The organism is Cellulosimicrobium composti, assembly GCF_009711085.1.
Taxonomy (GTDB): domain Bacteria; phylum Actinomycetota; class Actinomycetes; order Actinomycetales; family Cellulomonadaceae; genus Cellulosimicrobium; species Cellulosimicrobium composti.
This window is the reverse complement of record NZ_WMKA01000002.1, coordinates 131612-155746: the sequence shown is the minus strand read 5'-3', so window position 1 is coordinate 155746 and position 24135 is coordinate 131612. Positions and strand designations below refer to the sequence as shown.

Annotated in this window: 21 protein-coding genes; 15 read left to right on the top strand and 6 right to left on the bottom strand. The window is 75.2% G+C overall.

Annotated features, from left to right (window positions below; all coding sequences use genetic code 11):
• Positions 1-87: 87 nt before the first annotated feature.
• The 8 genes from GJV82_RS01640 to GJV82_RS19800 all read left to right on the top strand — a co-directional run bounded on the left by GJV82_RS01640 (position 88) and on the right by GJV82_RS19800 (position 8923).
• Positions 88-3114 carry a Na+/H+ antiporter subunit A gene (locus GJV82_RS01640; protein ID WP_155097991.1) on the top strand — a complete coding sequence of 1009 codons (3027 nt, stop codon included), beginning with the start codon at positions 88-90 and terminating at the stop codon, positions 3112-3114.
• A complete protein-coding gene (locus GJV82_RS01635; protein WP_162289788.1) occupies positions 3111-3698 on the top strand; it encodes a Na(+)/H(+) antiporter subunit C in 588 nt (195 codons plus the stop codon). Before GJV82_RS01640 ends, GJV82_RS01635 begins: the two co-directional genes overlap by 4 nt.
• Positions 3695-5284, top strand: a complete 1590-nt coding sequence (locus GJV82_RS01630; RefSeq protein WP_155097990.1) for a Na+/H+ antiporter subunit D — start codon at positions 3695-3697, stop codon at positions 5282-5284. Before GJV82_RS01635 ends, GJV82_RS01630 begins: the two co-directional genes overlap by 4 nt.
• Positions 5281-5880: a Na+/H+ antiporter subunit E gene (locus GJV82_RS01625; RefSeq protein WP_155097989.1), complete on the top strand. Its 600-nt coding sequence runs from the start codon at positions 5281-5283 to the stop codon at positions 5878-5880. Before GJV82_RS01630 ends, GJV82_RS01625 begins: the two co-directional genes overlap by 4 nt.
• Positions 5877-6284 carry a monovalent cation/H+ antiporter complex subunit F gene (locus tag GJV82_RS01620; RefSeq protein ID WP_155097988.1) on the top strand — a complete coding sequence of 136 codons (408 nt, stop codon included), beginning with the start codon at positions 5877-5879 and terminating at the stop codon, positions 6282-6284. Before GJV82_RS01625 ends, GJV82_RS01620 begins: the two co-directional genes overlap by 4 nt.
• Positions 6284-6826, top strand: coding sequence for a monovalent cation/H(+) antiporter subunit G (gene mnhG / locus GJV82_RS19805; RefSeq protein WP_081772149.1), 543 nt, complete (start codon positions 6284-6286; stop codon positions 6824-6826). The genes GJV82_RS01620 and mnhG overlap by 1 nt, the downstream gene beginning before the upstream one ends.
• Positions 6827-6889: 63 nt before the next feature.
• Positions 6890-7873, top strand: coding sequence for a cation diffusion facilitator family transporter (locus tag GJV82_RS01610; RefSeq protein WP_115941825.1), 984 nt, complete (start codon positions 6890-6892; stop codon positions 7871-7873).
• A 60-nt stretch (positions 7874-7933) separates the two neighbouring features.
• The gene (locus tag GJV82_RS19800; protein ID WP_225872994.1) at positions 7934-8923 is read left to right on the top strand and encodes a CAP domain-containing protein; all 990 of its coding nucleotides are present in this window, start codon (positions 7934-7936) and stop codon (positions 8921-8923) included.
• Between the two features lie 4 nt (positions 8924-8927).
• Here the strand turns inward: GJV82_RS19800 and GJV82_RS01600 are convergent, their stop codons facing one another.
• The 3 genes from GJV82_RS01600 to GJV82_RS01590 all read right to left on the bottom strand — a co-directional run bounded on the left by GJV82_RS01600 (position 8928) and on the right by GJV82_RS01590 (position 12247).
• Positions 8928-9512, bottom strand: coding sequence for a methylated-DNA--[protein]-cysteine S-methyltransferase (locus GJV82_RS01600; RefSeq protein WP_318657166.1), 585 nt, complete (start codon positions 9510-9512; stop codon positions 8928-8930).
• Positions 9509-11143: an AlkA N-terminal domain-containing protein gene (locus GJV82_RS01595; RefSeq protein WP_155097987.1), complete on the bottom strand. Its 1635-nt coding sequence runs from the start codon at positions 11141-11143 to the stop codon at positions 9509-9511. The genes GJV82_RS01600 and GJV82_RS01595 overlap by 4 nt, the downstream gene beginning before the upstream one ends.
• 132 nt (positions 11144-11275) lie before the next feature.
• Positions 11276-12247 carry an alpha/beta hydrolase gene (locus GJV82_RS01590; protein WP_318657165.1) on the bottom strand — a complete coding sequence of 324 codons (972 nt, stop codon included), beginning with the start codon at positions 12245-12247 and terminating at the stop codon, positions 11276-11278.
• A gap of 99 nt (positions 12248-12346) precedes the next feature.
• Here GJV82_RS01590 and GJV82_RS01585 point away from each other — a divergent pair, with 99 nt between their 5' ends.
• Positions 12347-13678 carry an enoyl-CoA hydratase/isomerase family protein gene (locus GJV82_RS01585; protein WP_318657164.1) on the top strand — a complete coding sequence of 444 codons (1332 nt, stop codon included), beginning with the start codon at positions 12347-12349 and terminating at the stop codon, positions 13676-13678.
• Positions 13679-13764: 86 nt separating this feature from the next.
• Here the strand turns inward: GJV82_RS01585 and GJV82_RS01580 are convergent, their stop codons facing one another.
• Complete coding sequence (locus GJV82_RS01580) at positions 13765-14847, bottom strand: ThuA domain-containing protein (protein ID WP_155097986.1); 1083 nt, start codon at positions 14845-14847, stop codon at positions 13765-13767.
• Between the two features lie 260 nt (positions 14848-15107).
• Positions 15108-15833: an alpha/beta fold hydrolase gene (locus GJV82_RS01575; RefSeq protein ID WP_155097985.1), complete on the bottom strand. Its 726-nt coding sequence runs from the start codon at positions 15831-15833 to the stop codon at positions 15108-15110.
• Positions 15834-15950: 117 nt separating this feature from the next.
• On the opposite strand from GJV82_RS01575, the gene GJV82_RS01570 reads away from it, so the two are divergent.
• Positions 15951-16598, top strand: a complete 648-nt coding sequence (locus tag GJV82_RS01570; RefSeq protein ID WP_318657163.1) for a GntR family transcriptional regulator — start codon at positions 15951-15953, stop codon at positions 16596-16598.
• Positions 16599-16699: 101 nt separating this feature from the next.
• Here GJV82_RS01570 and GJV82_RS01565 read toward each other — a convergent pair whose 3' ends face one another.
• A complete protein-coding gene (locus GJV82_RS01565; RefSeq protein ID WP_155097984.1) occupies positions 16700-18163 on the bottom strand; it encodes an LppM family (lipo)protein in 1464 nt (487 codons plus the stop codon).
• Between the two features lie 206 nt (positions 18164-18369).
• On the opposite strand from GJV82_RS01565, the gene clpB reads away from it, so the two are divergent.
• From clpB to GJV82_RS01540, 5 genes are all read left to right on the top strand, one after another.
• Positions 18370-20991 (top strand): ATP-dependent chaperone ClpB, encoded by a 2622-nt coding sequence (gene clpB / locus GJV82_RS01560; RefSeq protein ID WP_155097983.1) that lies wholly within the window; start codon positions 18370-18372, stop codon positions 20989-20991.
• Positions 20992-21109: 118 nt separating this feature from the next.
• The gene (locus GJV82_RS20595) at positions 21110-22090 is read left to right on the top strand and encodes a diacylglycerol/lipid kinase family protein (protein WP_318657160.1); all 981 of its coding nucleotides are present in this window, start codon (positions 21110-21112) and stop codon (positions 22088-22090) included.
• A gap of 69 nt (positions 22091-22159) precedes the next feature.
• A complete protein-coding gene (locus tag GJV82_RS01550; RefSeq protein WP_155097982.1) occupies positions 22160-22561 on the top strand; it encodes a hypothetical protein in 402 nt (133 codons plus the stop codon).
• Between the two features lie 14 nt (positions 22562-22575).
• Positions 22576-23370 (top strand): UdgX family uracil-DNA binding protein, encoded by a 795-nt coding sequence (locus GJV82_RS01545; RefSeq protein WP_318657159.1) that lies wholly within the window; start codon positions 22576-22578, stop codon positions 23368-23370.
• A complete protein-coding gene (locus GJV82_RS01540; protein WP_155097980.1) occupies positions 23367-24113 on the top strand; it encodes a YqjF family protein in 747 nt (248 codons plus the stop codon). Before GJV82_RS01545 ends, GJV82_RS01540 begins: the two co-directional genes overlap by 4 nt.
• Positions 24114-24135 lie beyond the last annotated feature (22 nt).

Genomic DNA, 24135 nt, shown 5'->3' with positions numbered 1-24135 from the left:
CGATGACAAGTCCAGCAGGAACTCGCCCACCCGCCCCCGACCCGGACGGAGCGGCCCGTGCTCTACGTGCTCGTTGCCCATCTCGTGATGGCACTGGGCGCGCCCGCACTCGTCTCGCTCCTCGGTCGTCGGGCGTTCCTCGTGATGGCGCTCGCACCCGCGTCGGCCGCGGCGTACGCGCTGGCCTGGACCGAGCGCGTCATGGACGGCGAGCACCCGACCCAGGTCGTCGAGTGGGTGCCGGGCCTGGGGCTCGAGCTCGCGTTCCGCATGGACACCCTGTCGTGGCTCATGCTCCTGCTGGTCGGCGGGGTCGGCGCGCTCGTCCTCGTCTACTGCTCGGCGTACTTCTCGCCCACGGCGCAGGGCCTGCGCCGGTTCGGCGGCGTGCTGACGGCCTTCGCGGGCGCGATGGTCGGCCTCGTCACCGCGGACGACATGCTGCTCCTGTTCGTCTTCTGGGAGCTCACGACCGTCTTCTCCTACCTCCTCATCGGGCACTACGCGGACCGCAAGGCGAGCCGCCGCGCGGCCATGCAGGCCATCGTCGTGACGACGGCGGGCGGCCTCGCGATGCTCGTCGGGGTCGTGGTGCTCGGGGTCCAGGGCGGCACGTTCCGGGTCTCGGAGATCGTCGCGGACCCGCCCGCGGGCGGCGCGGTGACGGCCGCGATCGTGTGCCTCCTCGTGGGCGCGGCGAGTAAGTCCGCGCTCATCCCGCTGCACTTCTGGCTGCCCGCGGCGATGGCCGCCCCGACGCCGGTGAGCGCGTACCTGCACGCGGCCGCGATGGTCAAGGCCGGCGTCTACCTCGTCGCGCGCTTCGCCCCGGCGTACTCCGAGACGACGGTGTGGCGGTCGCTGGTCATCGCGCTCGGCGCGGGCACGCTCCTCGTGGGCGGCTACCGCGCGCTGCGCCAGTACGACCTCAAGCTCGTCCTCGCGTTCGGCACCGTGAGCCAGCTCGGCCTCATCATCCTGCTCGTGGGCCTGGGCACGCGCGGGGCCGCGCTCGCCGGCCTCGCGATGATCGGCGCGCACGCCATGTTCAAGGCGTCGCTGTTCCTCGTGGTCGGCGTGGTCGACGCCGCGGCCGGGACGCGCGACCTGCGACGCCTCACGGGCGTGGGCCGGGCGCTGCCGTGGACGGCGGTCGCGGGCGGGCTCGCGACCGCGTCGATGATCGGCCTGCCCCCGTTCGCGGGGTACGTCGCGAAGGAGGCGGGCCTCGAGTCCCTCCTGCACGGCGAGGGCCCGGTCTGGGTCGACACGGTGGTCCTGTGGTCCGTCGTCGTGGGGTCCATGTTCACCGTCGCGTACGGCCTGCGTTTCTGGTGGGGCGCGTTCGCGTCGAAGCCGCACCTCGGCGCACCCCCCGCGCGCGCCAACGCGCACCAGGACCTGCGGGCGGTGGTCGCCCGCCGCCCGGTGGTCGAGGCCGAGGAGCCGCCGATCGACCCGGCGCGCATCCACCGCCAGCCGTTCCTGCTCGTCGGCCCGGCCGTGGTGCTCGCGGTCCTCGGGCTCGCGACGGCCCTCGTGCCGCACTTCGGCGAGGAGCTCCTCGCGCCGTACGCCGACACGTACCCGGTCGGCGAGCCCGGCCACCTCGTGCTGTGGGCCGGTCTCACGCCCGCGCTCGCGCTGACCGTCCTCGTGCTCGTCGTGGGCGTCGCGCTGTTCTGGCAGCGCGCGCGGGTCGAGCGGTTCCAGGCGTCGCTGTGGACGGGGCCCGAGGCGGACGTCACCTACCGCCGCATCATGCGCAAGCTCGACGACGCCGCTGCCGACGTCACCGCCGTCACGCAGCGTGGCTCGCTCCCGTTCTACCTCGGCGCGATCCTCGTGGTCCTCGTGCTCGGGCCCGGCGCGGTCATGGTCGCGCAGACGGCGTGGCCCGAGCAGCTCAAGGCCTGGGACCGCCCCGCGCAGCTCGTCGCGGTCGCCGCGATCTGCGTCGCGTCGGTGCTCGCCGCGCGCTCGCGCCGGCGGCTCAAGGCCGTGATCCTCGTCGGCATCGCGGGGTACGGCAACGCCGTGCTCTTCCTCCTGCACGGCGCGCCCGACCTCGCGCTCACCCAGGTCCTCGTCGAGACCATCACGCTCGTCGTCATGGTGCTCGTGCTGCGCCGCCTGCCCGCGTACTTCTCGAACCGGCCGCTCGCCGCGAGCCGGTGGGTGCGGCTCGGCGTGGGCCTCGCGGTCGCCGTCGTCATGATGGGCTTCGCCGTCGTCGCGCCGCTCGCGCGCGTCGCGACGCCGATCTCCGTCGACTTCCCGGCCGAGGCGTACGAGTACGGCCACGGCAAGAACATCGTCAACGTGACCCTCGTGGACATCCGTGCGTGGGACACGATGGGCGAGATCTCCGTGCTGCTCGCGGCCGCGACGGGCGTCGCGTCGCTCGTGTTCCTGCGCACGCGCAGCGGCGAGATCCTGCGGGCCTCGGGCGCGCGGCCCGTGACGACGGCCGCGGGGTCCGGCGTGTGGAGCGAGGGCGAGGACCCGGGGGCGGCGCTGCGCCGTCGCGGCGTCACGGAGCAGGACCAGCCGCGCATGCTCGTGTGGCTGAGCGCCGGGCGCACGCTCGCACCGCAGAGACGCTCGGTGATCTTCGAGGTCGTCACGCGCGTGCTGTTCCACGCGATGATCGTGTTCGCGCTCTTCCTGCTGTTCTCCGGGCACAACGCCCCCGGCGGCGGCTTCGCGGCCGGGCTCGTGGTGGGCATCGCGCTCATCGTGCGCTACCTTGCGGGCGGGCGGTACGAGCTCGGGGAGGCGGCACCTGTGCACCCCGGTCTGCTCCTGGGCACGGGCCTGTTCCTGTCCGCGGGCGTGGGCCTCGTCGCGTTCCTCCTCACCGGCAACGTGCTCGGCAGCGACGCGTACGACATCGCGCTCCCGCTCGTCGGCGAGATCCACCTCGTGACGTCGCTGTTCTTCGACGTGGGCGTGTTCCTCGTCGTCGTCGGGCTCGTCCTCGACATCCTGCGCACCCTCGGGGCGGAGATCGACCGGCACGCCGAGCGCGCCGCGGCCGGCCGCGAGCCGGGCGAGGACACGGGGCCGTTCGAGGCCATGGAGCCCGACGCGATCGGGGGTGGCCGCCGGTGAGCGTCATCGACACGACCCCGAGCGTCGTCCTGGTCCTCGCGATCGGCGTGCTCTTCGCCGCGGGCGTCTACCTGCTGCTCGAGCGCAGCCTCACGCGCGTGCTGCTGGGGTTCATCCTCATGGGCAACGGCGCGAACCTGCTCTTCCTCGTCGCCGGCGGCCGCGCGGGCGGGGCGCCGATCATCGGGGAGACGCCCGAGGGGGAGATGAGCGACCCCCTGGTCCAGGCCATGGTCCTCACCGCCATCGTCATCACGCTCGGGATCACGGCGTTCGTGCTCGCGATGGCGTACCGGTCGTGGCAGCTCCACGGCCACGACGAGGTGCAGGACGACCTGGAGGACCGCCGCGTCGCGCGGCACGCCGCGCGCAACGCCCCGGCGTTCGAGGACGCGGACACGGAGGAGAGCGGCGCGAGCCTGGACGACGAGGCCGCCGAGGTCCGCGACGAGACGGACGGCGACGGCGACGGGGTCACCGACGGTCAGGAACCGGACGCGACCGCGGACGGTCCCGCCGGCGCACCGGCACCCGACGCACGACCTGACGACCGACGACCGCGCGACGGGAAGGAGCCGCGATGAGCCTCACCGCCGCGGCCCTCGTCCCGCTGCCCGTCGTCCTCCCGCTCGTCGCGGCGGGCCTCGCGCTCGCGCTGTGGCGGCACCCGCGCGCGCAGCGGCTCATCACCGTCGCGGCGCTCGCGCTCGTGCTCGCGGCGGCCGTCGGCCTGCTGGTCGCGGCCGACTCCGGGCCGATCGTCGTGGACGTCGGCGGGTGGGCCGCGCCGGTCGGCATCGACCTGGTCGCGGACCGGCTGTCGGCGCTCATGCTCGTCGTGTCGAGCTTCGTCATGCTGTGCGTCCTGCTCTACTCGCTCGCGCAGGGCGTCGCGGACGGCGACGAGGAGGCGCCGGTCGCGATCTACCACCCGACGTTCATGGTGCTCGCGGCGGGCGTGTTCAACGCGTTCCTCTCGGGCGACCTGTTCAACCTCTACGTCGGGTTCGAGATCTTCCTCGCGGCGAGCTACGTGCTCCTCACGCTCGGCGGCACGGGCGAGCGCATCCGCGCCGGGTCGATCTACGTCGTCGTCGCGCTGCTGTCCTCGATCGTCTTCCTCGTCGCGATCGCGCTGACCTACGCGGCGACGGGCACGGTCAACCTCGCGCAGCTCTCGGAGCGCTACGCCGAGATCGAGCCCGGCATGGCGCTGACGATCCAGCTCCTGCTGCTGCTCGCGTTCGGCATCAAGGCGGCCATCTTCCCGCTGTCCGCGTGGCTGCCCGACTCCTACCCGACGGCGCCCGCACCCGTCACGGCCGTGTTCGCGGGCCTGCTCACCAAGGTCGGCGTCTACGCGATCATCCGCACGCAGACGCTGCTCTTCCCCGAGGGCAGCGTGGTCGACGACGTCCTCATGTGGCTCGCGCTGCTGACCATGGTCGTCGGGATCCTCGGCGCCGTCGCGCAGAACGACATCAAGCGTCTGCTGTCGTTCACGCTCGTGAGCCACATCGGCTACATGATCTTCGGCATCGCGCTCGCGTCGGAGCCCGGCATGGCCGCCGCCATCTTCTACGTGGTGCACCACATCACGGTCCAGACGACGCTGTTCCTCGTCGTCGGCCTCGTGGAGCGCCGCGGCGGGTCGACGTCGCTCGACCGGCTGGGCGGTCTCGCCAGGCTCGCGCCGGGCCTCGCGATCCTGTTCTTCATCCCCGCGATGAACCTCGCGGGCATCCCGCCGCTGTCCGGGTTCCTCGGCAAGGTCGGTCTGCTCGAGGAGGGCGTCGCGCAGGGCACGCCGCTGACGTGGGCGCTGGTCGTCGGCTCGGTCGTCACGTCCCTGCTGACGCTCTACGCGATCGTCAAGGCGTGGAACAAGGCGTTCTGGCAGACGGCGCCCGTCGAGATCCCGGCCGACGCGCGGCTCCCGCGCGGCATGGTCGGGCCGGCGACGGCGCTCGTCGCGTTCGGCCTCGCCCTCACCGTGGTGGCGGGCCCGCTCTACGCGTACACCGAGCGCGCGGCCACGACGCTGCTCGACGGCCACACGTACGTGGACGCGGTCTTCCCGGGCGACTCCGACCGGGGGCAGGGCGAGTCGAACGAGGTCGCGGAGGACGAGACCGGCACCGAGCCCGTCACGGGAGGTGAGGACGGATGAGCCTGCACCGCCGCCGTCGCGCCCTCGCGTCCGGGTGGTTCGCGCGCGTCACGACGCAGTGGCGCACCATCCTGTGGCTCACCCTCGTGTGGGTCATGCTCTGGGGCGACCTGTCGTGGGGGAACGTCCTCGCGGGCGTGGTCATCGGCTCCGCGGTCATCACGTTCTTCCCGCTGCCGTCGATCGCGGCGCGCGGTCAGCTCCGACCGTGGCCGTTCCTCGTGCTGGTGGGTCGCTTCGTGTCCGACCTCGTGGTCGCCTCGTTCCAGGTGAGCCTGCTCGCGCTCAACCCGCGGCACACGCCGCGCGGCGCCGTCGTGGGCGTCCGGCTGCGCAACCCGTCCGACATCTACCTCACCATCACGGCCGAGCTCTCGTCGCTCGTGCCCGGGTCGATCGTCGTCGAGGCGCACCGCCTCACGGGCATGCTCTACCTGCACGTGCTCGACGTCGAGACCGCGGGCGGGGTCGAGCAGGTCCGGCAGGACACGCTCGCGCTCGAGGCGCGCGTGCTGCGCGCGCTCGCGTCGAACGACGAGCTGCGCGCGGCGGGGCTGTACCACGTCGAGCCCGCGCGAGAGGCGGCCGAGGCATGACCGACACCGTGTACCTCGTCATCGTCGTGGCGTGCGGGGTCCTGCTCGCGGTCGGGGCGACGCTCGCGATCGTGCGCGCCGAGCGCGGCCCGTCGATGCTCGACCGCACCGTCGCGCTCGACGTCTTCACGACGACGCTCGTCGGGGCGATCGCGCTCGAGGCCGCGTTCTCCCGGCGCACGGACACCATCCCGATCCTCGTCGTCCTCTCCCTCGTCGGGTTCGTGGGGTCGGTGACGATCGCGCGGTTCGCCTCGGTCGAGCCCGAGGACGAGGGGCGCATCCGCACGGCCGAGGAGATCGCGGCCGAGGACGCGGCCCGCCGCGAGGCGGAGGAGAGCGAGCGGGACGCGGCCGTGGACGCGGAGCACCACGGCGGGGCTCCCGAGGGGGAGGTGCGCTGATGGACCCGAGCACCGGCCTGTGGGACACGGTGGCCGACGTCGTCTCGGCCCTGCTGCTGCTGTGCGGCGCGTTCCTCGCGTTCGCCGCGGGCGTGGGCGTCGTGCGCTTCCCCGACCTCCTCGCCCGCATGCACGCCGCGACGAAGCCCCAGGTGCTCGGGCTCATCCTCGTGCTCGCGGGGCTGAGCCTGCGGCTGCGCTCGTGGGGCGCCGTCGCGACGCTCTTCCTCGTCGTCGTCTTCCAGCTCCTCACGTCGCCCGTGGCCGCGCACATGGTGGGCCGCGCGGGGTACCGGACCGGGAAGGTGCGGACCGACCTGCTCGTGGTCGACGAGCTCACGCGCGACCAGGAGGCGGCCGAGCGTGAGGACGTGGGCGAGCACGAGCAGCCCGCCGGTCCTGCTGAGCCGGGGGCCCGTGGCGACGTCGACCTCGCCGACACGGGGGACGCCACCCCGGGCGAGGCGGACGCCGGCGACCCGGGCGTCGTCGGCGACACCGGCTCGGGCGAGCCCGACGACGCGGCAGACCCCGAGCGCTGACGTCTCGCACGCGCCGCGGCCGTTGCGCGCGCGGGCCGTGCGGCGTGCTGGTAGACCGGCAGCATGGCCGACGCCACCCCGCCGCAGCCGGAGTCGCGCAACCCGCGCGTCGCGCAGCCGGAGGACGGCGGCGAGAGCACCGTCACCGTCGTCGTCGCGTTCGTCGCGAACGCGCTCGTCGCGGTCGCCAAGACCGCCGCGGCGGCGATCACCGGCTCGGCCTCGATGCTCGCCGAGGCGGTGCACTCGTGGGCGGACACCGGCAACGAGGTGTTCCTCCTCGTCGCGGACCGCCGCTCGCGGCGCCCCGCCGACGCGGCGCACCCGTTGGGGTTCGGGCGCGAGGCGTACGTGTGGTCGATGTTCGCCGCGATCGGGCTGTTCGCCGTGGGCGCGGGGGTGTCGATCACGCACGGCGTGCAGGAGCTCGTCCACCCCGAGCCGGCCGGCAGCTACGGCGTCGCGTACGCGGTCCTCGCGGTCGCCTTCGTCCTGGAGGGCGTGTCGTTCCTCCGCGCGCGCCGCCAGGCCCGCGACGAGGCGCGAGCCGCGGACCGGGACACGCTGCACCACGTCCTCGTGACGTCCGACCCGACGCTGCGCGCGGTGTACGCGGAGGACGCGGCGGCGCTGGTCGGCCTCGTCGTCGCGTTCGGCGGGGTGCTCGCGCACCAGCTCACCGGGTCGCCCGTCCCGGACGCGATCGGCTCGATCGTCGTCGGTGTCGTGCTCGCGGTCGTGTCCGTGGTCCTCATCGACCGCAACCGTCGCTTCCTCGTCGGCGAGGCCGCGATGCCGGGGACGCGCGCGGCGGTGCTGCAGGGCATCCGCGACATGCCGGAGGTCGATCGGGTCACGTACCTGCGCCTCGAGTACGTGGGTCCGCGCGCGCTGTACCTCGTGGCGAGCGTGGACCTGCGCGGGGACGAGTCGGAGACGTCGGTCGCCCGCCGCCTCGACGACCTCGAGCGGCGCGCGACCGCGGTGCCGTTCATCGCCGGCGCGGTGTTCACGGTCTCGGCTCCCGAGGAGCCCTCGATCTCCTGAGCATCGGGCGGATCGGACGAAGCGGTACACATCCGCCGCCCGGGTCGGTAGGGTCGAGCGATGTCCTCGCAGCCCACGCCCCGGCACCGGGCCGCGGCGCCCGCCCCGACCACGTCCCGCGCGGCGGCCGCGCCGGCGCGTCCCACGTCGACGACCCGACGGGCGGGAGGGCCGTTCGCGCGGCACCTGCGCTCCGGCCCGCGCGCCGCGGTGACGGGCGGCGTCGTCGCGGCGCTGCTGCTCGGCCCGCCGCTCGGCCTGACCGCGGCGACGATGACGGGTGCGGTGGGGCCCGAGCACGTCGGTCCGCTCGGGCCGGTCGTCGCGGCGCTCCCGTGGCACGAGGCCGACGCGCAGACGTGGCTCGACGGGCGCGACCCGCGCGACGACCGCGCGTCGCGCACGCTCGCCCACGGCCGCGACGAGGACGCGCTCGGCCCGGTCGACGCCCCGTCGCCGGACGCGGCGCCGACGCCCGGCGACGAGAGCCCCGCGCCCGACGACCCCACCGACCCTACCGCCGACGCGCGGGACGCGGCCGAGACCCCGCCCGCCGAGGACGCGACCGACCCCGAGCCGTCCACGGAGCCCGCGGACGCTCCGGACGACGCCGCGCCGAGCACGGCGCCGGCTCCCGAGCGGCCCGCTCCCCGGGCGGGTGCGACGCGGACGGCGACCGCCGCAGGCACCGAGGCCGACGCCGTCGTCGCGCTGACGAACGCGGAGCGCGCCGCCGCGGGGTGCGCCCCGCTCGCCGTGGACGACCGGCTCGTCGCCGCGGCGCAGCTGCACAGCGAGGACATGGCGGCGAACGACTACATGGACCACACGAGCCTCGACGGACGGTCCCCGTGGGACCGCGCCAAGGCCCAGGGCTACCCGAACCCCGGCGCGGAGAACGTCGCGAAGGGGTACCGCACCGCCGAGGACGTCGTGCGGGCGTGGATGGACTCGCCGGGCCACCGCGCGAACATCCTCAGCTGCGACCTGCGGGAGATCGGCGTCGGGCACGCCGACGGCGCGTGGACGCAGCTCTTCGGCTGGGGATGACGGCTCAGGCGAGCAGCGCGGGCGCTCCCGTGGCGCGCGCCTCGCGCTCGAGCAGGCTGCGCTTGACCGCGAGGCCGTAGCGGAACCCGCCGAGGCTGCCGTCCGTGCGCAGCACGCGGTGGCACGGCACGAACAGCGCGGCGGCGTTCGTCGCGCACGCGCCCGCGGCGGCGCGCACCGCCGCGGGGCGGCCGGACAGCTCGGCGTACCGCGTGTACGTCACGGGGTCGCCGGGCTCGACCGTCCGCAGCACGTCCCAGGCGTGCGCGCGGTACGGACCGGACGCCTGCCGCACCGGAACCGCGTCGATCGCGTGCACGTCGCCCGCGTAGTAGGCGCGCACCGCCGCGACGGCCGGGGCGACGGCAGGGTCGTCGTCGGCGACCGGGGTCACCTCCGCGGGCCGCAGCCCGGGGTGCACGAGCGCGACGAGGTCGGCCGGGTCGGACGTCCACCCGGACGCGAGGACGGTGCCCTCGGGGTCGACGACGACCGTGAACGGGCCGTCGGGCGTGGCGAGCGTCGTCGTGACGGCGGCGGCTGCGCGCGCGTCGGTCGCCGGGGCGGCGGTGCGGGGTGCGGTGGTCACGGTGTCTCCTTCGCGGGGGCGGTGGTCATGGGGGCGGCGGCGCGCCACAGGTGCATCGCCGCGTACGAGCGCCACGGCGCCCAGCGCGCGGCGTGCGCGGCGAGCGCCCGGCGGTCGTCGGGAAGCCCGAGCGCGGCGGCGCCCGCGCGGAGCGCGAGGTCCCCGTCGAGCAGGACGTCGGGGTCGTGCAGGACGCGCAGCGCGACGTACCCGGACGTCCAGGGCCCGACGCCGGGCAGCGCCTCGAGCGCCGCGCGCTGGGCTGCCGGGTCGTCGGCGGGGGAGAGCGCGAGCGTGCCGTCGGCGAGGGCGCGCGCGGCGCCGAGGACCGCCGCGGTCCGCCGGGCGGGCCCGCGCACGTGGGCGGCGCCGTCCTCGGCGATCCGGGCCGGCGTCGGGAACAGGAGCGTCGGACCGAACCGGGAGGCGAACGGCGTCCCGAGCGCTGCCGCGAGCCGCGACAGGTGCGTGCGCGCGGCGGCGACGGAGATCTGCTGGCCGACGAGCGCGCGCACGAGGATCTCGGCGGCGTCGACCGCGCCCGGCACCCGGACCCCGGGCACGGCGCGCACGGACGCGGCGAGCGCGGGGTCCGCCGCGAGCGCGGCGTCCACGGCGGCCGGGTCGGCGTCGAGGTCGAACAGGCGGCGGACCCGGGCGATCGCCGCGGGCAGGTCCGCGACCGACGTCAGCTCGAGCTCCACGTGGAACCGTGCGGCGCCGCGCGGGCGCCCGGGCGGCGGGCCGTACGTCGCGCGGAACGCGCCCGGCCCGTGCGGCAGGGCGAGCGTGCGCGCGTAGGAGAGCACGGGCCCCGCGAGGTCGGCCACCTCGACGCCGTCGACGGCGCGCGCCGCGAGGAACGCGAACACGCCGGGCGCGTCGTAGGGCTCGCGCAGGGGGAGCGTGAGGTCGAGGACCGCGGTCGTCGCGCCGACGGTCTCCGGGACGTCCGGGAGCGGGGAGGTCGTGCCGGGCCGCGCGCCCGGGCCGGTGCGGCCGGCGCGGTCGGGCCGCGCGCGGCGGCGCAGCTCGCTCGGCGTCGTGTCGAAGACCTCGGTGATCGTGTCGTTGAACTGCCGCACGCTCCCGAAGCCCGCCGCGAACGCGACGTCGGCGAGTCGCAGGTCGGTGCCCGTGAGCAGGGCGCGGGCGGTCTGGGCCCGCAGGGCGCGCGCGAGCGCGACCGGTCCCGCGCCGAGCTCCGCGACGAGCACGCGGTGGACGTGGCGGGCGGAGTAGCCGAGGCGCGCGGCGAGACCGTCGACGCCCTCGCGGTCCACGACCCCGTCGGCGACGAGCCGCATCGCGCGGGCGGACAGGTCGTGCCCGAGGTCCCACGACGGGGTGCCAGGCACGGCCTCGGGGAGGCAGCGCTTGCACGCGCGGTACCCCGCCTCGTGCGCGGCCGCGGACGTGAGGAAGAACGTGACGTTCTCGGGCCTGGGCGTGCGCGCCGGGCACGACGGGCGGCAGTAGATGCCCGTGCTGCGCACGGCGGTGATGAACTGGCCGTCGAACCGGCGGTCGCGCGACGCGATCGCGCGGTAGCGCTCGGTGAACGCAGGGTCCCGGGCCGGGTCCGGTGCGGTCTGCGGCGTTGTGCGCGCGGCCGTGGTCGTCGCGGTCATGACTCGATCCTCACCCGCCGGGCACGCCGTGGCTAGCGGGATTCGGACACGGCGGTGAACGACGGCGGTCGGCGGGTGGGTGCGTCGTCGGCCCGGGTGCCGGGCCCCTGGATCCCGCACCGCGAGCCACCGTCAGACGCGGGCGTCGAGCCAGTCGAGCACCTCGCGCAGGTACGTCGAGCGCGCGGGCTCGGGCGACAGCGCGAGGTCGTGCGCGCCGCCCTCGACGCTCACGACCGTGACGTCGTCGCCCAGGCGCGCCGCGCGCGAGGTGATGTGCCCGACGTCGAGCACGCTGTCGGTGGTCAGCAGCTCCGGGTGCCAGCCCGTCGCCGGGCCGCTGCGCGCGGACGCGAGCACGAGCACGGGGCAGTCGACGTGCAGCCCGCGGGCCACGCGCGCGTGCGCCCGGCGCACGGTCCGCAGGAACCCCGCGCGCACGGGGAAGCCCTCGAGCGGCTTCCACGCGAGGTCGAAGCCCCACTCCCCGCCCGTGCTGGAGTGCAGGGCCTGCGCCCAGTGCGGGTCGAGCCCGCCCACGACCAACCGCGGGGCGACCCGCCCGACGACGTCGACCACCCACGTCACCGGCCCGCGGTACACCCACGGCTTGTTGAGCTCGAACCACGGGCTGTTGAGCACGAGCGCCGCGAGCCGGCCGGGCCGCGCGTCGGCCCACAGGCTCGCGACCAGCCCGCCCGTCGAGTGCCCCAGCACGACGAGCCGCTCGTGCCCCTCGGCGCGGACCGCCCGCGCGGCGGCGTCCAGGTCCTGCGCGTAGACGGCGAGGTCCGTGACGAAGTTCGGGTCGTCGTCGGGCCGCGACGGCGCCCCCGAGCCCTTGCCGATCGAGCGCCCGTACCCGCGCAGGTCGAGCGCGTAGAACCGGTACCCGCGCGCCTCGACCGCCTCCGCGACGTGGGTCTGGAAGAAGTAGTCGATGAAGCCGTGCACGTAGAGCACGGCGGGGCGGTCCCCGGCGAGCTCCGTCTCGCGGCGCACGAGGGTCGCGACCGCGCCGTCCGGCAGGTCGAGGTCGCGCGCGACCCAGTCGCCGCCCAGCACGTCGGGGCGCCACCCGCCCGCTCGTCGCGTCCCGTCCACCGAAGCCTCCTCGCCGCCGACCCGTCCGACGTGCCAGGGTCCCACGACGGGCGCGTCCGTGGAGGGCCGACGGGCGGGTGCGGAGGTACCGTGGCGCGCGTGACGAGCGAGATCATCGCCCGCGTCGACGACGGCGTCGGGCACCTCACCCTGGACCGGCCCCGGGCCCTCAACGCCCTCGGGTACTCGATGCTCGGCGAGATCGCCGACGTGCTCGACGCGTGGCGCCTCGACCCGACGGTGCGGCTCGTGCTGCTCGACGGCGCGGGCGACCGCGGCTTCTGCGCGGGCGGCGACGTCCGTGAGCTGCACGCGTCGGTCGTCGCCGGGCGGCAGGCCGACGCACGGCGCTACTTCCGCCGTGAGTACGCCGTGGACGCGGCGCTCGCGGAGCTGCCCGTGCCCGTCGTGACCATCATGGACGGCATCACGATGGGCGGGGGCGTCGGTCTCGGCGCGCACGCGCCGGTGCGGGTCGTCACGGAGCGGTCGCGCGTCGCGATGCCCGAGACGCGGATCGGGTTCACGCCCGACGTCGGCGGGTCGTGGCTGCTCGCGCGCGCGCCCGGGCGCCTGGGCGAGATGCTCGCGCTCGGCGCCGTGACGATGGACGCCGCCGACGCGATCGTCGCCGGGCTCGCCGACCACTACGTGCCGAGCGAGCGGCTTCCCGTGCTCGCCGCCGACCTCGCCGCTCTCGCGACCGCGGGCGTCGACCCGCTCGACGTCGAGGACGTGCGGGAGGTCGTGCGCCGCCACGCGCTGCCCGCGCCCGTGTCCGGGCTCGTCGCGCGCCGGTCCGTCATCGACGCGGTCTACTCGGCGCCCACGGTGCCGGAGGTCGTGGCGCGCCTGCGGGCGGCCGCCGCGGACGGGGACGAGCGCGCGGGCGCCGAGGCGGACGAGCTCGAGCGCCTGTCGCCCACCGCGGTGACCGTGGCGCTCGCCGCGGTCCGCAGCGCGCGCACGCTGCCCGACCTGCGCTCGGCCCTCGAGCAGGAGTACCGGCTCGTCTCGTGGTTCGTCGACACCCAGCCCGACCTCGTCGAGGGGATCCGCGCGCAGGTGGTCGACAAGGACCGCGACCCGTCGTGGCGGCCGGCGACGCTCGCCGAGGTCGACCCCGGCGTCGGCGCCACGGCGCTCGCGTACGAGCCCGCGGAGGCGCTGTGGGACGACGCCCTGAGCCCGCGGCTCGCGCGCCGCGCCGTCGAGGCCGTGGCGCGGCGGTTCAGCGAGGACGAGCCGACGCCGGCCGAGCTGACGGAGCTGATCGACGACCTCGTGGTCGAGGTCGTCGAACGGCACGACGACGGCGGCATGATCGTCCACCTCGCGGACTCGTGCGGCGGGCACTTCCTCGACGGCTACTGGCCCGCGGTGCGGTTCGACGCCGTGGGCGACGTCGTCGAGGTCACCGTCGAGTCCTGACCGCCCGCGGTGCCGTCCCGCCAGGACGCCGAAGCGGTCACGCCGAGCAGGCGTGACCGCTTCGGGTCGGGGTCAGGGACCGGTGGTCAGACGAGCGCCTGCTGCCACTCGATCAGGTCCGCGATCTTCTCGACGAGCGTGTCGTCCTGGAGACCGTGCGCCTTGCCCTTGGCCTGCTTGAGGACCTTGATCGCCCCGGCGTGGTCGCCCGCGTCGGCAGCGGCCTCGGCCCGGTCGAGGTAGTCCGCCACGTCGCCGCCGAGCTTCTCCGCGCGGTTCGAGCCCGTGGAGAGCGACGTGACGATGCCGTCGACCTCCTTGAAGGTGACGCAGTCACCGCCGCCGCTCACCTTGCCGGCCGTCCACTCGATGCCGCCCGTGAGGTGCGCGAGGAAGACCGGGTCGGAGTACGACGAGTCGACGTGGCCGGCACCCTCGTACCACGACCGTCCGCCCTCGAAGTTGTGGCACCAGGCGATCGGGTGGTCGGCGCCCATGGCGTCACGGCCGGGGTTGTAGGTCGACTCGTCCAGGGTGATGAGCACGTGGACGTCCTCACGCGGGTTGCTCGTGAAGTTGTACCACTCGTCGAACCGCGTCCACTCCGCGGGCAGCATCTCGGTCGACGGGTGCGCGGGGCTCTCGACCCGCATCGTGGCCGTCTGCTGGGCCGGGTGGCTCGCGAACCGGGCCGAGCCGCCGCTCAGCTGGCTGTACCACGGCACCGCGTGCATGGTGTCGGTCGCGGCGTGCAGGCCCACGTACCCGCCGCCGTCGCGGATGTAGCCCTGGAGGGCCGTGAGCTCCGAGTCGTTGAGCAGGCGCGGGCGCGCCGGGTCCTGGTTGTTCGTGCCGTCGACCGGGGACGCGAAGACGATCGTCGCGTACTGCGCGAGGTCCTCGGCGCTCGTGAACGGCGTCGAGGTGAGCGTCAGCTCGGGCTGCCGCGAGTCCCAGACGTCGACGGTGAACCCGCGCTCCTCGCCGATGGCGATGACCGCCTCGGTCGTCTCGTCGATGTGGGAGTGGCGGAAGCCCAGGGTCTCGCCGACGACGAGGACCTTGTACTCGTCGTCGCTCGCGCTCGCCGGGATCGCGGCGACCCCGACGGCAAGTGCGCTCGCTGCTGCGGTGAGACCAGTGGCCAGGCGCCAGGCGTGATGCTTCATGGTGACTCCTCGTTGAGTGAACCGGTAACGCCCCCGGCCGTCGGGTGCCTGGGGCACCTGACGGCTTCGGGCGACGATATCCCGCTCTGCGCGCAAAAGGCAATGCCATTGAACAAAAAGATCCCGACCAGATGGTCGTCCTCCTCGGCGCCTCCGAGGGCGACGCTCGCGGACGCCCGTGGGCGGCGCCCCGGCCCTGGCGCGGCCGCACGTGACGTGCGAGCCGCGCCCGGGTCCTCGGGCGACGCGACGTCGAGCGGTCAGCGGGCGGTCGCGCGCGCGGCCGCGAGGACGATGTCCGTCACCGCGTCGGGCCGTGACACGGAGACGGCGTGGGACGCGTCGACCTCGACGGTCGTGGCCCCGGCGCGCTCGGCCATGAAGCGCTCCGACTCGAGCGGGATCGCGAGGTCCTGGCGCGCGACGAGGCTCCACGACGGGATCGTCCGCCACGCGGCGGCGCTCGCGGCGTCCGCCAGGGCCTGCCCGATGATCGGGCGCTGCGTGGCCGCCATGAGCGCGGCCGTGTCAGCCGGGACGTCCGCGGCGAACACCTCGCGGAACAGGTCCTGGCGGATGGAGAGGTCGTCCCCGGTGCCGCCGTCCGGGGTCGGGGCGGGGACGGCCTCGAGGGCCGCGCCCAGCTCGGCGCCGGGGAACTTCGCGGCCAGCTCGCCCGTGCTCTCGCCGACCTCGGGGAGGAAGCTCGCGACGTAGACGAGCGCGGTCACCTGGTCGTTGCCCTCGGCGGCGACCGTCATGACCGTGCCGCCGTAGGAGTGCCCGACGAGGACGACGGGCCCGTCGACGCCGGCGAGGACGCTGCGGAGGTAGGCGGCGTCGTGCTCGAGGCCGCGCAGGGGGTTGGCGACGGCGATCACGCGGTGCCCGGCGGCCTGGAGGGCGGGGATCGAGCCGTTCCAGCTCGAGGAGTCGGCGAACGCGCCGTGGACGAGGACGACGGTCTGCTGCGTGGTGGTGGTCATGACGATCTTCCCTTCCCATCGGGTCCGGGTCCGTCCCGGTACGCGCCTCCAACCTCGCCGGTATGCAATATATTCCATGCAAGCGACAGCGGGTGGGAAGAAGGGAAGAATGGGCCCGTGCCCATTCCTGCCCACCCGCGCGCCGTCGGCCGCACGCTCCTGCGCGACGACGTCTACACCCGGCTCCGGGACGCGATCATCGACGGCACCCTCGAACCGGGCGAGCAGCTGCGCGACGTCGAGCTCGCCGCCTGGCTCGGCGTGAGCCGGACCCCGGTGCGCGAGGCCCTGCTGCGGCTCGCGCGCGGCGGCCTCGTCGTCGCCCGCCCCGGCCGGTCCACCGTCGTCAGCTCGCTCGACCTGCGCGCCCTGCGCGAGGCGCGCGACGTCGTCGCCGCGATGCACCAGCTCGCCGTGCGCCAGGCCGTCCCCCTGCTCACCGACGCGGACCTCGACGCGATGCGCGACGCCGCACGCCGCTTCGCCTCGGCCGTCGAGAAGGGCGACGTGGACGCGGCGATCGCCGCCGACGACGACCTCCACGGCGTCCCGGTCGAGGTGGCCGGGAACCGGGCGGTCGTCGCCGTGCTCGAGCAGTTCACGCCGGTCCTGCGCCGGGCCGAGCGGCTGCGCTTCGCCGCACCCGACGCCCAGGGGTCGCTCGAGCGCCACGACGAGCTCGTCCGCCTGTGCGCCGCCGGGGACGCCGACGGCGCGGCGGCCGTCGTCGCCGGGCTCTGGTCGAGCCTGCCGGACGCCGGCTGACGCACGACGGCGCCGGGTCGACCCCGTGAGGGTCGGCCCGGCGCCGTGGCGTCGGTCAGCGGGGTCGCGTCACCGGCGCGCGGTGACGCCCCGCGCGGAGGTCACTCCGAGGGCGGGCGCAGGCGCGTCGCGTCGTCGATCTCGTCGTCCGGGCCGCCCGGCGCGCCGGTGTCCGGTGCCGCGCCGCCCGGCTGGGGCGGGAGCGGCTGCGTCGGGGCCGGCTGCTGGTACGGCGGCAGCGGCTGGGTCGCGCCCGGCTGGGCCGGCAGGGGCGTCGTCGGCGAGGACTGCGGGTGCTGCGGCGCGCCCGGAGGGGTGAACGGCGCCGCACCCGGCTGCCCGCCCTGCTGGGGCGGGGCCGGCGGCCGGGGCGCGTACTGCCCCGGTGCCGGAGGCTGTGCCCCGTACCCCTGCGGACCCGGCTGGCCGGGGTGGGCGCCCGGCTGGCCGGGCTGCTGCGGGCCCGGGTACTGGCCCGGCTGCTGGCCGGGATACGGGGACTGCTGCTGTCCGGGGTACTGAGGCTGCTGCTGGCCGGGGTACTGGCCCTGCTGGGGTCCCTGCGGGCCGGGGTGGGCGCCGGGCTGACCCGGGTACGCGCCCGGCTGCGCCGGGTGGCCGGCCTGCTGGCCGGGGTACTGACCCTGCTGACCCGGGTACTGGCCCGGCTGGCCGGGGTACTGGCCCTGCCCCGGCTGCTGGCCGGCGGCGTACGCGCCCGGCTGGCCGCCCTGCCCGAAGCCCGCGGCCTGGCCGTCCTGCGTGCCGGGCTTCGAGCGGAGCACGAGCCACAGCACGAGGCCGATGATCCCGAGCAGCACCACGCCGCCGAGCACGAGCCAGATCCAGGCCGACGAGCCGGAGTCCGACGCGTCCGCCGAGCCGTCGCCGGTGTCGGGCACCGCGGCGCCGTCGGAGTCCGACGTCTCCTCGTCGGAGCCCTCGTCGCCCGAGCCCGCCGAGCCGCCCGCGACCGCGGAGCCGCGCGCCGTCATCTCGTTGGTCTCGCCCACGACGGGCGTCCAGGTGACGGTGTTGCCGTCGATCTCGCCGTTCGACTCGGTGACCTCGCCGGGGAACGTGATGGCGATGCGGATGTCGAGGCTCTCCATCATCTGCCGCGTCATCTCGTCGCTCGTGGCGTCGCCCGTGTCGGGGTTGAACTCCTCGTCCGTCATGTCCATCGACCCGCTCACGACGTACTCGTCACCCTCGCGCGTGACGGAGATCGAGTCCGCCGCGCCGGAGTCGAGCTGCGCGATCGGCTGGTCGGCGTACGTGATCCGGGTGCCCGTGTAGCCGTCCTCGGCGTACGGCTCCTGGGTCGCGCCCTCGGGCAGGTCGGACTCCATCTCGGAGCCCATCTGGTCCCACATCTCCTGCGGGTCCATGTCGAGGGACTGCGCGAGCTCGTCCGAGAACGCCATGACGACGCTGCCGTCGAACGTGTCGTCCTCGTTGAGGGTGATGGCCATGTCCATCCGCATGCACCCCGTGAGGAGGAGTGCGAGGGTGGCGAGGAGGGCGCCGAGGCCGAGTCGTCTGCGCAAGGGTGTGGAGTTCACCGGCTCAGCATGTCGCGGATCGTCGCCCGGGGCGAGGGTCGATGCCGATTTGAGACGGAATGCGGCCGGAGTTCATCCGCTCCTCGCGCGTCTCGCGGCGCCCTGGAGGGCGGGAGACGTGCCGAGGGAAGTTGAGCGGAATACACTCAACTTAGGAGTCGTTCCACTGGTCAGACCATCTTTTCGCGCACCACACGGGAGCACCTATGGAAACGAAGTTCACGACCATGTCGCAGCAGGCGATCGGCGAGGCGATCCAGACCGCGTCGGCCGCCGGCAACCCGCAGCTCGAGCCGACCCACCTCCTCGCCGCGCTGCTCACCCAGGAGGGCGGCGTCGCCGTCGGGCTGCTCGACGCCGTCGGCGCCGACAAGCAGGCCGTCGGGCAGAAGGTCCGCGCGGCCCTCGTCGCGCTGCCCACCGCGAGCGGGTCCGCGGTCGCGCAGCCGACGGCGTCGCGCGCCACGTCCACCGCCCTCGACAACGCCGCCAAGGAGGCACAGGCGCTCGGGGACGAGTACGTCTCGACGGAGCACCTCCTGCTCGGCATCGCGGCGGGGTCGTCGCAGGCCGCGACCATCCTCCAGCAGGCAGGCGCCACGGTGGACGCGCTGCGCTCGGCTCTCCCGGCCGTGCGCGGGAGCGCGCGCGTGACGAGCCCCAACCCCGAGGGCACCTACAAGGCGCTCGAGCAGTACGGCACCGACCTCACCGCCGCTGCCGCCGAGGGCCGTCTCGACCCCGTCATCGGGCGCGACGCCGAGATCCGGCGCGTCGTGCAGGTGCTGAGCCGCCGCACCAAGAACAACCCGGTGCTCATCGGCGAGCCTGGCGTCGGCAAGACGGCCGTCGTCGAGGGGCTCGCGCAGCGCATCGTCGCGGGCGACGTCCCGACGTCCCTCCAGGGCAAGCGGCTCGTGTCGCTCGACCTGGCGAGCATGGTCGCGGGCGCCAAGTACCGCGGTGAGTTCGAGGAGCGCCTCAAGGCCGTCCTGGAGGAGATCAAGTCCTCCGACGGCGAGGTCGTCACGTTCATCGACGAGCTGCACACGGTCGTCGGCGCGGGCGCCGGCGGCGAGGGTGCCATGGACGCGGGCAACATGCTCAAGCCGATGCTGGCGCGCGGCGAGCTGCGCCTCGTGGGCGCCACGACGCTCGACGAGTACCGCGAGTACATCGAGAAGGACCCCGCGCTCGAGCGCCGGTTCCAGCAGGTGTTCGTGGGCGAGCCCTCGGTCGAGGACACGGTCGCGATCCTGCGCGGCCTCAAGGAGCGGTACGAGGCGCACCACAAGGTGACGATCGCCGACTCGGCGCTCGTCGCTGCGGCGTCCCTCTCCGACCGGTACATCACCGGGCGCCAGCTCCCGGACAAGGCGATCGACCTCGTCGACGAGGCGGCGTCGCGCCTGCGCATGGAGCTCGACTCGTCCCCGGTCGAGATCGACGAGCTCCAGCGGGCCGTGACGCGCCTGGAGATGGAGGAGGTCGTGCTCTCGGAGTCGACCGACCCGGCGTCGCTCGAGCGGCTCGAGAAGCTGCGCGCCGACCTCGCGGACCGGCGCGAGGAGCTCGCCGCGCTCACGGCGCGGTGGGAGGCCGAGAAGGCCGGGCACAACCGCGTCGGCGAGCTGCGCGCCAAGCTCGACGAGCTGCGCGTGCAGGTCGAGCGCGCGATCCGCGAGGGCGACCTGGAGACCGCGGGCCGCCTCCAGTACGGCGAGATCCCGCAGGTGCAGCGCGAGCTCGACGCGGCCGAGGCGGAGGAGCGCGCGGACGACGCGCTCGCCGCGTCCGGCCAGGAGCCCGCCCCGATGATCGCGGACAAGGTCGGCGCGGACGAGATCGCGGAGGTCGTCTCCGCGTGGACCGGCATCCCCGCGGGCCGCATGCTCCAGGGCGAGAGCGAGAAGCTGCTGCACATGGAGGACGTCATCGGCGAGCGCCTCATCGGCCAGCAGGCCGCGGTGCGCTCGGTGTCCGACGCCGTGCGCCGCTCGCGAGCGGGGGTCGCCGACCCGGACCGCCCCACGGGCTCGTTCCTCTTCCTCGGCCCCACGGGCGTGGGCAAGACGGAGCTCGCGAAGTCGCTCGCGGACTTCCTGTTCGACGACGAGCGCGCCATGGTGCGCATCGACATGTCCGAGTACTCGGAGAAGCACTCGGTCGCCCGGCTCGTCGGCGCGCCCCCGGGGTACGTCGGGTACGAGGAGGGCGGCCAGCTCACCGAGGCCGTGCGGCGCCGGCCCTACTCGGTCGTGCTGCTCGACGAGGTCGAGAAGGCGCACCCGGAGGTCTTCGACATCCTGCTGCAGGTGCTCGACGACGGCCGTCTCACCGACGGCCAGGGCCGCACGGTCGACTTCCGCAACGTCATCCTCGTGCTCACGTCGAACCTCGGCTCGCAGTTCCTCGTGGACCCGCTGCTCGACGACGCGGCGAAGCGCGAGGCCGTCATGAGCACGGTGCGGGCGTCCTTCAAGCCTGAGTTCCTCAACCGCCTCGACGACGTCATCGTGTTCGAGCCGCTCACGCTCGACGAGCTCGGCCGGATCGTCGACATCCAGGTGGCCGGCCTCGCGCGTCGCCTCGCCGACCGGCGCATCACGCTCGACGTGACGACCGCCGCCCGCGAGTGGCTCGCGCTCGAGGGCTTCGACCCCGCGTACGGGGCGCGCCCGCTGCGTCGCCTCGTGCAGCGCGAGATCGGCGACCGCCTCGCGCGGATGCTCCTCGCGGGCGACGTGAGCGACGGCGACGTCGTGGCCGTGGACCGCGACCCCGAGGCCGAGGGGCTGACCCTGACGACCGAGGTCCTCACGGCCTGACGACGCGGCCTGACGACGCGGGCGACGGGGCCGTGCCGGCGACGGCACGGCCCCGTCGCGCGTCCGATCCGGGCGCCACCGCTGAGCGACGACGGCCGGGCCGGGACATACTCGGTCCGTGCCGACCGACGAGACGACCGACCCCGAGACCGCCGCGCAGCAGCGGCCCGACGACGCACCCCGCCGTTCGGCGGTGATCGTCAACCCGAACCGCGTCGAGGGGCTCGACGCGCTGCGCGACCTCATCGTCGAGCGCCTCGCCGAGGCGGGGTGGCCCGAGCCGGCATGGCTCGAGACGACGGCGGAGGACCCGGGCACCGGCCAGGCACGCCAGGCCGTCGAGGACGGCGCCGAGGTCGTGTTCGTGAGCGGCGGCGACGGGACGGTCCGCGCGGTGGTCGAGGGCCTCGTCGGCACCGACGCGGCGCTCGCGATCCTCCCCGGCGGCACGGGCAACCTCCTCGCCACCAACCTCGGCGTGCCGACGGACGCCGAGGAGGGGATCCGTCTCGTGCTCCGGGGCGGCCGCCGCACGATCGACGTCGGCGTCGCGGACGGGCAGACGTTCGCGATCATGGCCGGGATGGGCCTCGACGCCGCGATGATGGAGGACGCCCCGACCGCCCTCAAGGCGAAGGCCGGGTCGGTCGCGTACGTGTTCTCCGCGCTCAAGCACCTCGCGGACGACGAGATGCACGTGGAGGTCACGGTCGACGGGCAGACCCGGCGCCGGCGTGCGCGCACGGTGGTCGTCGGGAACGTGGGGCGCCTCGGGGCAGGGACGAACCTGCTGCCGGACGCCGAGCCCGACAACGGGCAGCTCGAGGTCGCGGTCATCGCGCCCCGGAACCTCAAGCACTGGTTCCAGCTCCTGTGGGGCGTCGTGCGCGGCAAGAGCCGCGTGCCGAGCCGGGAGGTCGTGCGCGGCCGCGAGGTCTCCGTCGTCTCCGACCGCCCCCAGCCCCGCCAGCTCGACGGCGACGTCGTCGATCCGTCGGAGCGGCTCGACGTGAGCGTGCGCTCCCGCGCGCTCCACGTCTGCGTGTACCCGCCGGAGGAGTCCGAGGACCTCACCACCGGTGCACCCACGGGCGACTGAGCCGACCGGCGGACGGCGGGCCGGTGGACGCCGCTGTCGCGGCGGGGCCGCGTCCGCGAGGATGAGCGCATGAGCGCTCCTGAGACCGGCCCCGCGACCTGGTCGTCGCCCGCCCCGCCCGCGTCCGCCCCCTCGGCCCCCTCGGCCCCCGCGGCGCGCCGCTCGCCGCTCGCCGTCGTCGCGTTCGTCGCGGGTGTGGCGACCGCGCTCGTCAGCGCGCTGTTCACGCTCGCCGTCCCGCTGGTCCTCTCGACGTCCGGGTTCTCGTACGGCGCGCTGGGCGCGCTGCAGCTCGTGAACGGCGTCCTGGGCAGCGCTCTCGCGATCACCGCCGTCGTCACGGGGTCCGTCGCGCTCGTGCGGCGCCAGCCGGGCGCGGCGCTCGCGGGTGCGGGGACGGCACTCGGTGCGTCGACGCTCCTCGGGGTCGTGCTCGGTCTGGTGCAGGGCGGGCTCTACCAGCTGTTCTGAGCCGACGGGCCGTCGTGCGACGTGCGAGGTCGTCGGCGGCGGCGCACCGTGGGCCCATGAGCCCACGACGACCCGCGCCCGACCGCCCGGGCGCGCAGGAGTGGCTCCCGCGCGACGCCGCGGACGTCGACGCGCTCGCGCGCGCGGCGCACGCGTGCCGAGGGTGCGAGCTCTGGGCCGACGCGACGCAGGTCGTGTTCTCCCGCGGGCCGCAGGACGCGCCGCTCGTGCTCGTCGGCGAGCAGCCGGGGGACCACGAGGACCGTGAGGGCGAGCCCTTCGTCGGGCCGGCGGGCCGCCTCCTCGACGACGCGCTGGACGCCGCGGGGCTGCCGGCCGAGGGCGTCTACCTGACGAACGCCGTCAAGCACTTCCGGTTCGAGGAGCGCGGCGCGCGGCGGCTGCACAAGACCCCGGACGTCGCGCACGTCCGCGCGTGCCTGCCGTGGCTCGCGGCCGAGGTCGCCGCCGTCGCGCCGCGCGTCGTCGTCGCGCTGGGCGCGACCGCGGGACGCGCCGTGCTCGGGCGCCCCGTGCGCGTGACCGCAGAGCGGGGTCGCGTCCTCGACCTCGACGACGCCGAGGCCGCGTCGCCGTTCGCCGGGGGAGCGCCCGACGACGGCACGTCGTCGGGCGCGTCCGACGACGGTCGCCCGCCCCGGTCGGTGCACGCACCGCGCGTCGTGCTCACCACCCACCCGTCCGCGCTGCTGCGCGTGCGCGACCGCGGTGAGCGGGACGCGGCGTTCGCCGCGCTCGTCGACGACCTCCGGCTCGCGGGCGACGCGGCCGCCGCCCGCAGCACGTGAGCGCGCGCCTCGCGGTCTCCGCCCAGCGGTGGGAGGACCTGACGTTCCTGCACTGGCCGGTCGAGCCGGGTCTCGTGCAGCGGTGGCTGCCGCCCGGCCTCGTCGTCCAGACGGTCGGCGGCGCGACGTGGGTGGGCGTCGTGCCGTTCCTCATGGCGGACGTGCGCGTCCCGCCGCTGCCCGCGCTCGGCGGGTGGTCCCGGTTCGCGGAGCTGAACGTCCGGGTCTACGTCCGCGACCGCGCGGGGACGGAGGGCGTGTGGTTCGGGGGACTGTGGGCGACCCGACGCGCGTTCGTCGCGGCCGCGCGGGCCGCCGGTGTGCCCTACCACCCGGCCGCCGGGGTCGTCGAGGCCGACGGTCCGGACGTGGTGCGCTACCGGTTCCGTGCCACGGGACGCCGCGGCCCGTTCCGCGTCGCGCACGAGCACCCGGCGCTGACGGGCGGTCGCCTGACCGCCGTCGTGCGGGCCCACGAGGAGGTCGACGCGACGTCGGGGCTTGCGTCGTGGCTCACGGCGCGCTGGAGCGGGTACGGGTTCCGCGCGGGGCGACCGTGGCGGTTCCCCGTCGCGCACGAGCCGTGGACGCTGCGGCGCGGCACGCTCGACGTCCTGGAGACGGACCTGCCCGAGCGCCTCGGGCTGCCCGGCGGCGAGCCGCCGCTCGTGCACGTCGCCGCGCCGGTCGCGGCGCGGTTCGCCGTCCCGCGACCGGTCCCACCGACCGCGGCCGGCCCGTGACCGGGCGCGCCGACCGACGTCA

Bases quoted from the DNA above. Each gene is read 5' to 3' on its own strand.
- GJV82_RS01640 (WP_155097991.1), top strand. From the start codon at position 88: ATGGCACTGGGCGCGCCCGCACTCGTCTCGCTCCTCGGTCGTCGGGCG.
- GJV82_RS01630 (WP_155097990.1), top strand. From the start codon at position 3,695: ATGAGCCTCACCGCCGCGGCCCTCGTCCCGCTGCCCGTCGTCCTCCCG.
- GJV82_RS01625 (WP_155097989.1), top strand. From the start codon at position 5,281: ATGAGCCTGCACCGCCGCCGTCGCGCCCTCGCGTCCGGGTGGTTCGCG.
- GJV82_RS01620 (WP_155097988.1), top strand. From the start codon at position 5,877: ATGACCGACACCGTGTACCTCGTCATCGTCGTGGCGTGCGGGGTCCTG.
- mnhG (WP_081772149.1), top strand. From the start codon at position 6,284: ATGGACCCGAGCACCGGCCTGTGGGACACGGTGGCCGACGTCGTCTCG.
- GJV82_RS01610 (WP_115941825.1), top strand. From the start codon at position 6,890: ATGGCCGACGCCACCCCGCCGCAGCCGGAGTCGCGCAACCCGCGCGTC.
- GJV82_RS19800 (WP_225872994.1), top strand. From the start codon at position 7,934: ATGTCCTCGCAGCCCACGCCCCGGCACCGGGCCGCGGCGCCCGCCCCG.
- GJV82_RS01595 (WP_155097987.1), bottom strand. From the start codon at position 11,143: ATGACCGCGACGACCACGGCCGCGCGCACAACGCCGCAGACCGCACCG.
- GJV82_RS01580 (WP_155097986.1), bottom strand. From the start codon at position 14,847: ATGAAGCATCACGCCTGGCGCCTGGCCACTGGTCTCACCGCAGCAGCG.
- GJV82_RS01575 (WP_155097985.1), bottom strand. From the start codon at position 15,833: ATGACCACCACCACGCAGCAGACCGTCGTCCTCGTCCACGGCGCGTTC.
- clpB (WP_155097983.1), top strand. From the start codon at position 18,370: ATGGAAACGAAGTTCACGACCATGTCGCAGCAGGCGATCGGCGAGGCG.
- GJV82_RS01550 (WP_155097982.1), top strand. From the start codon at position 22,160: ATGAGCGCTCCTGAGACCGGCCCCGCGACCTGGTCGTCGCCCGCCCCG.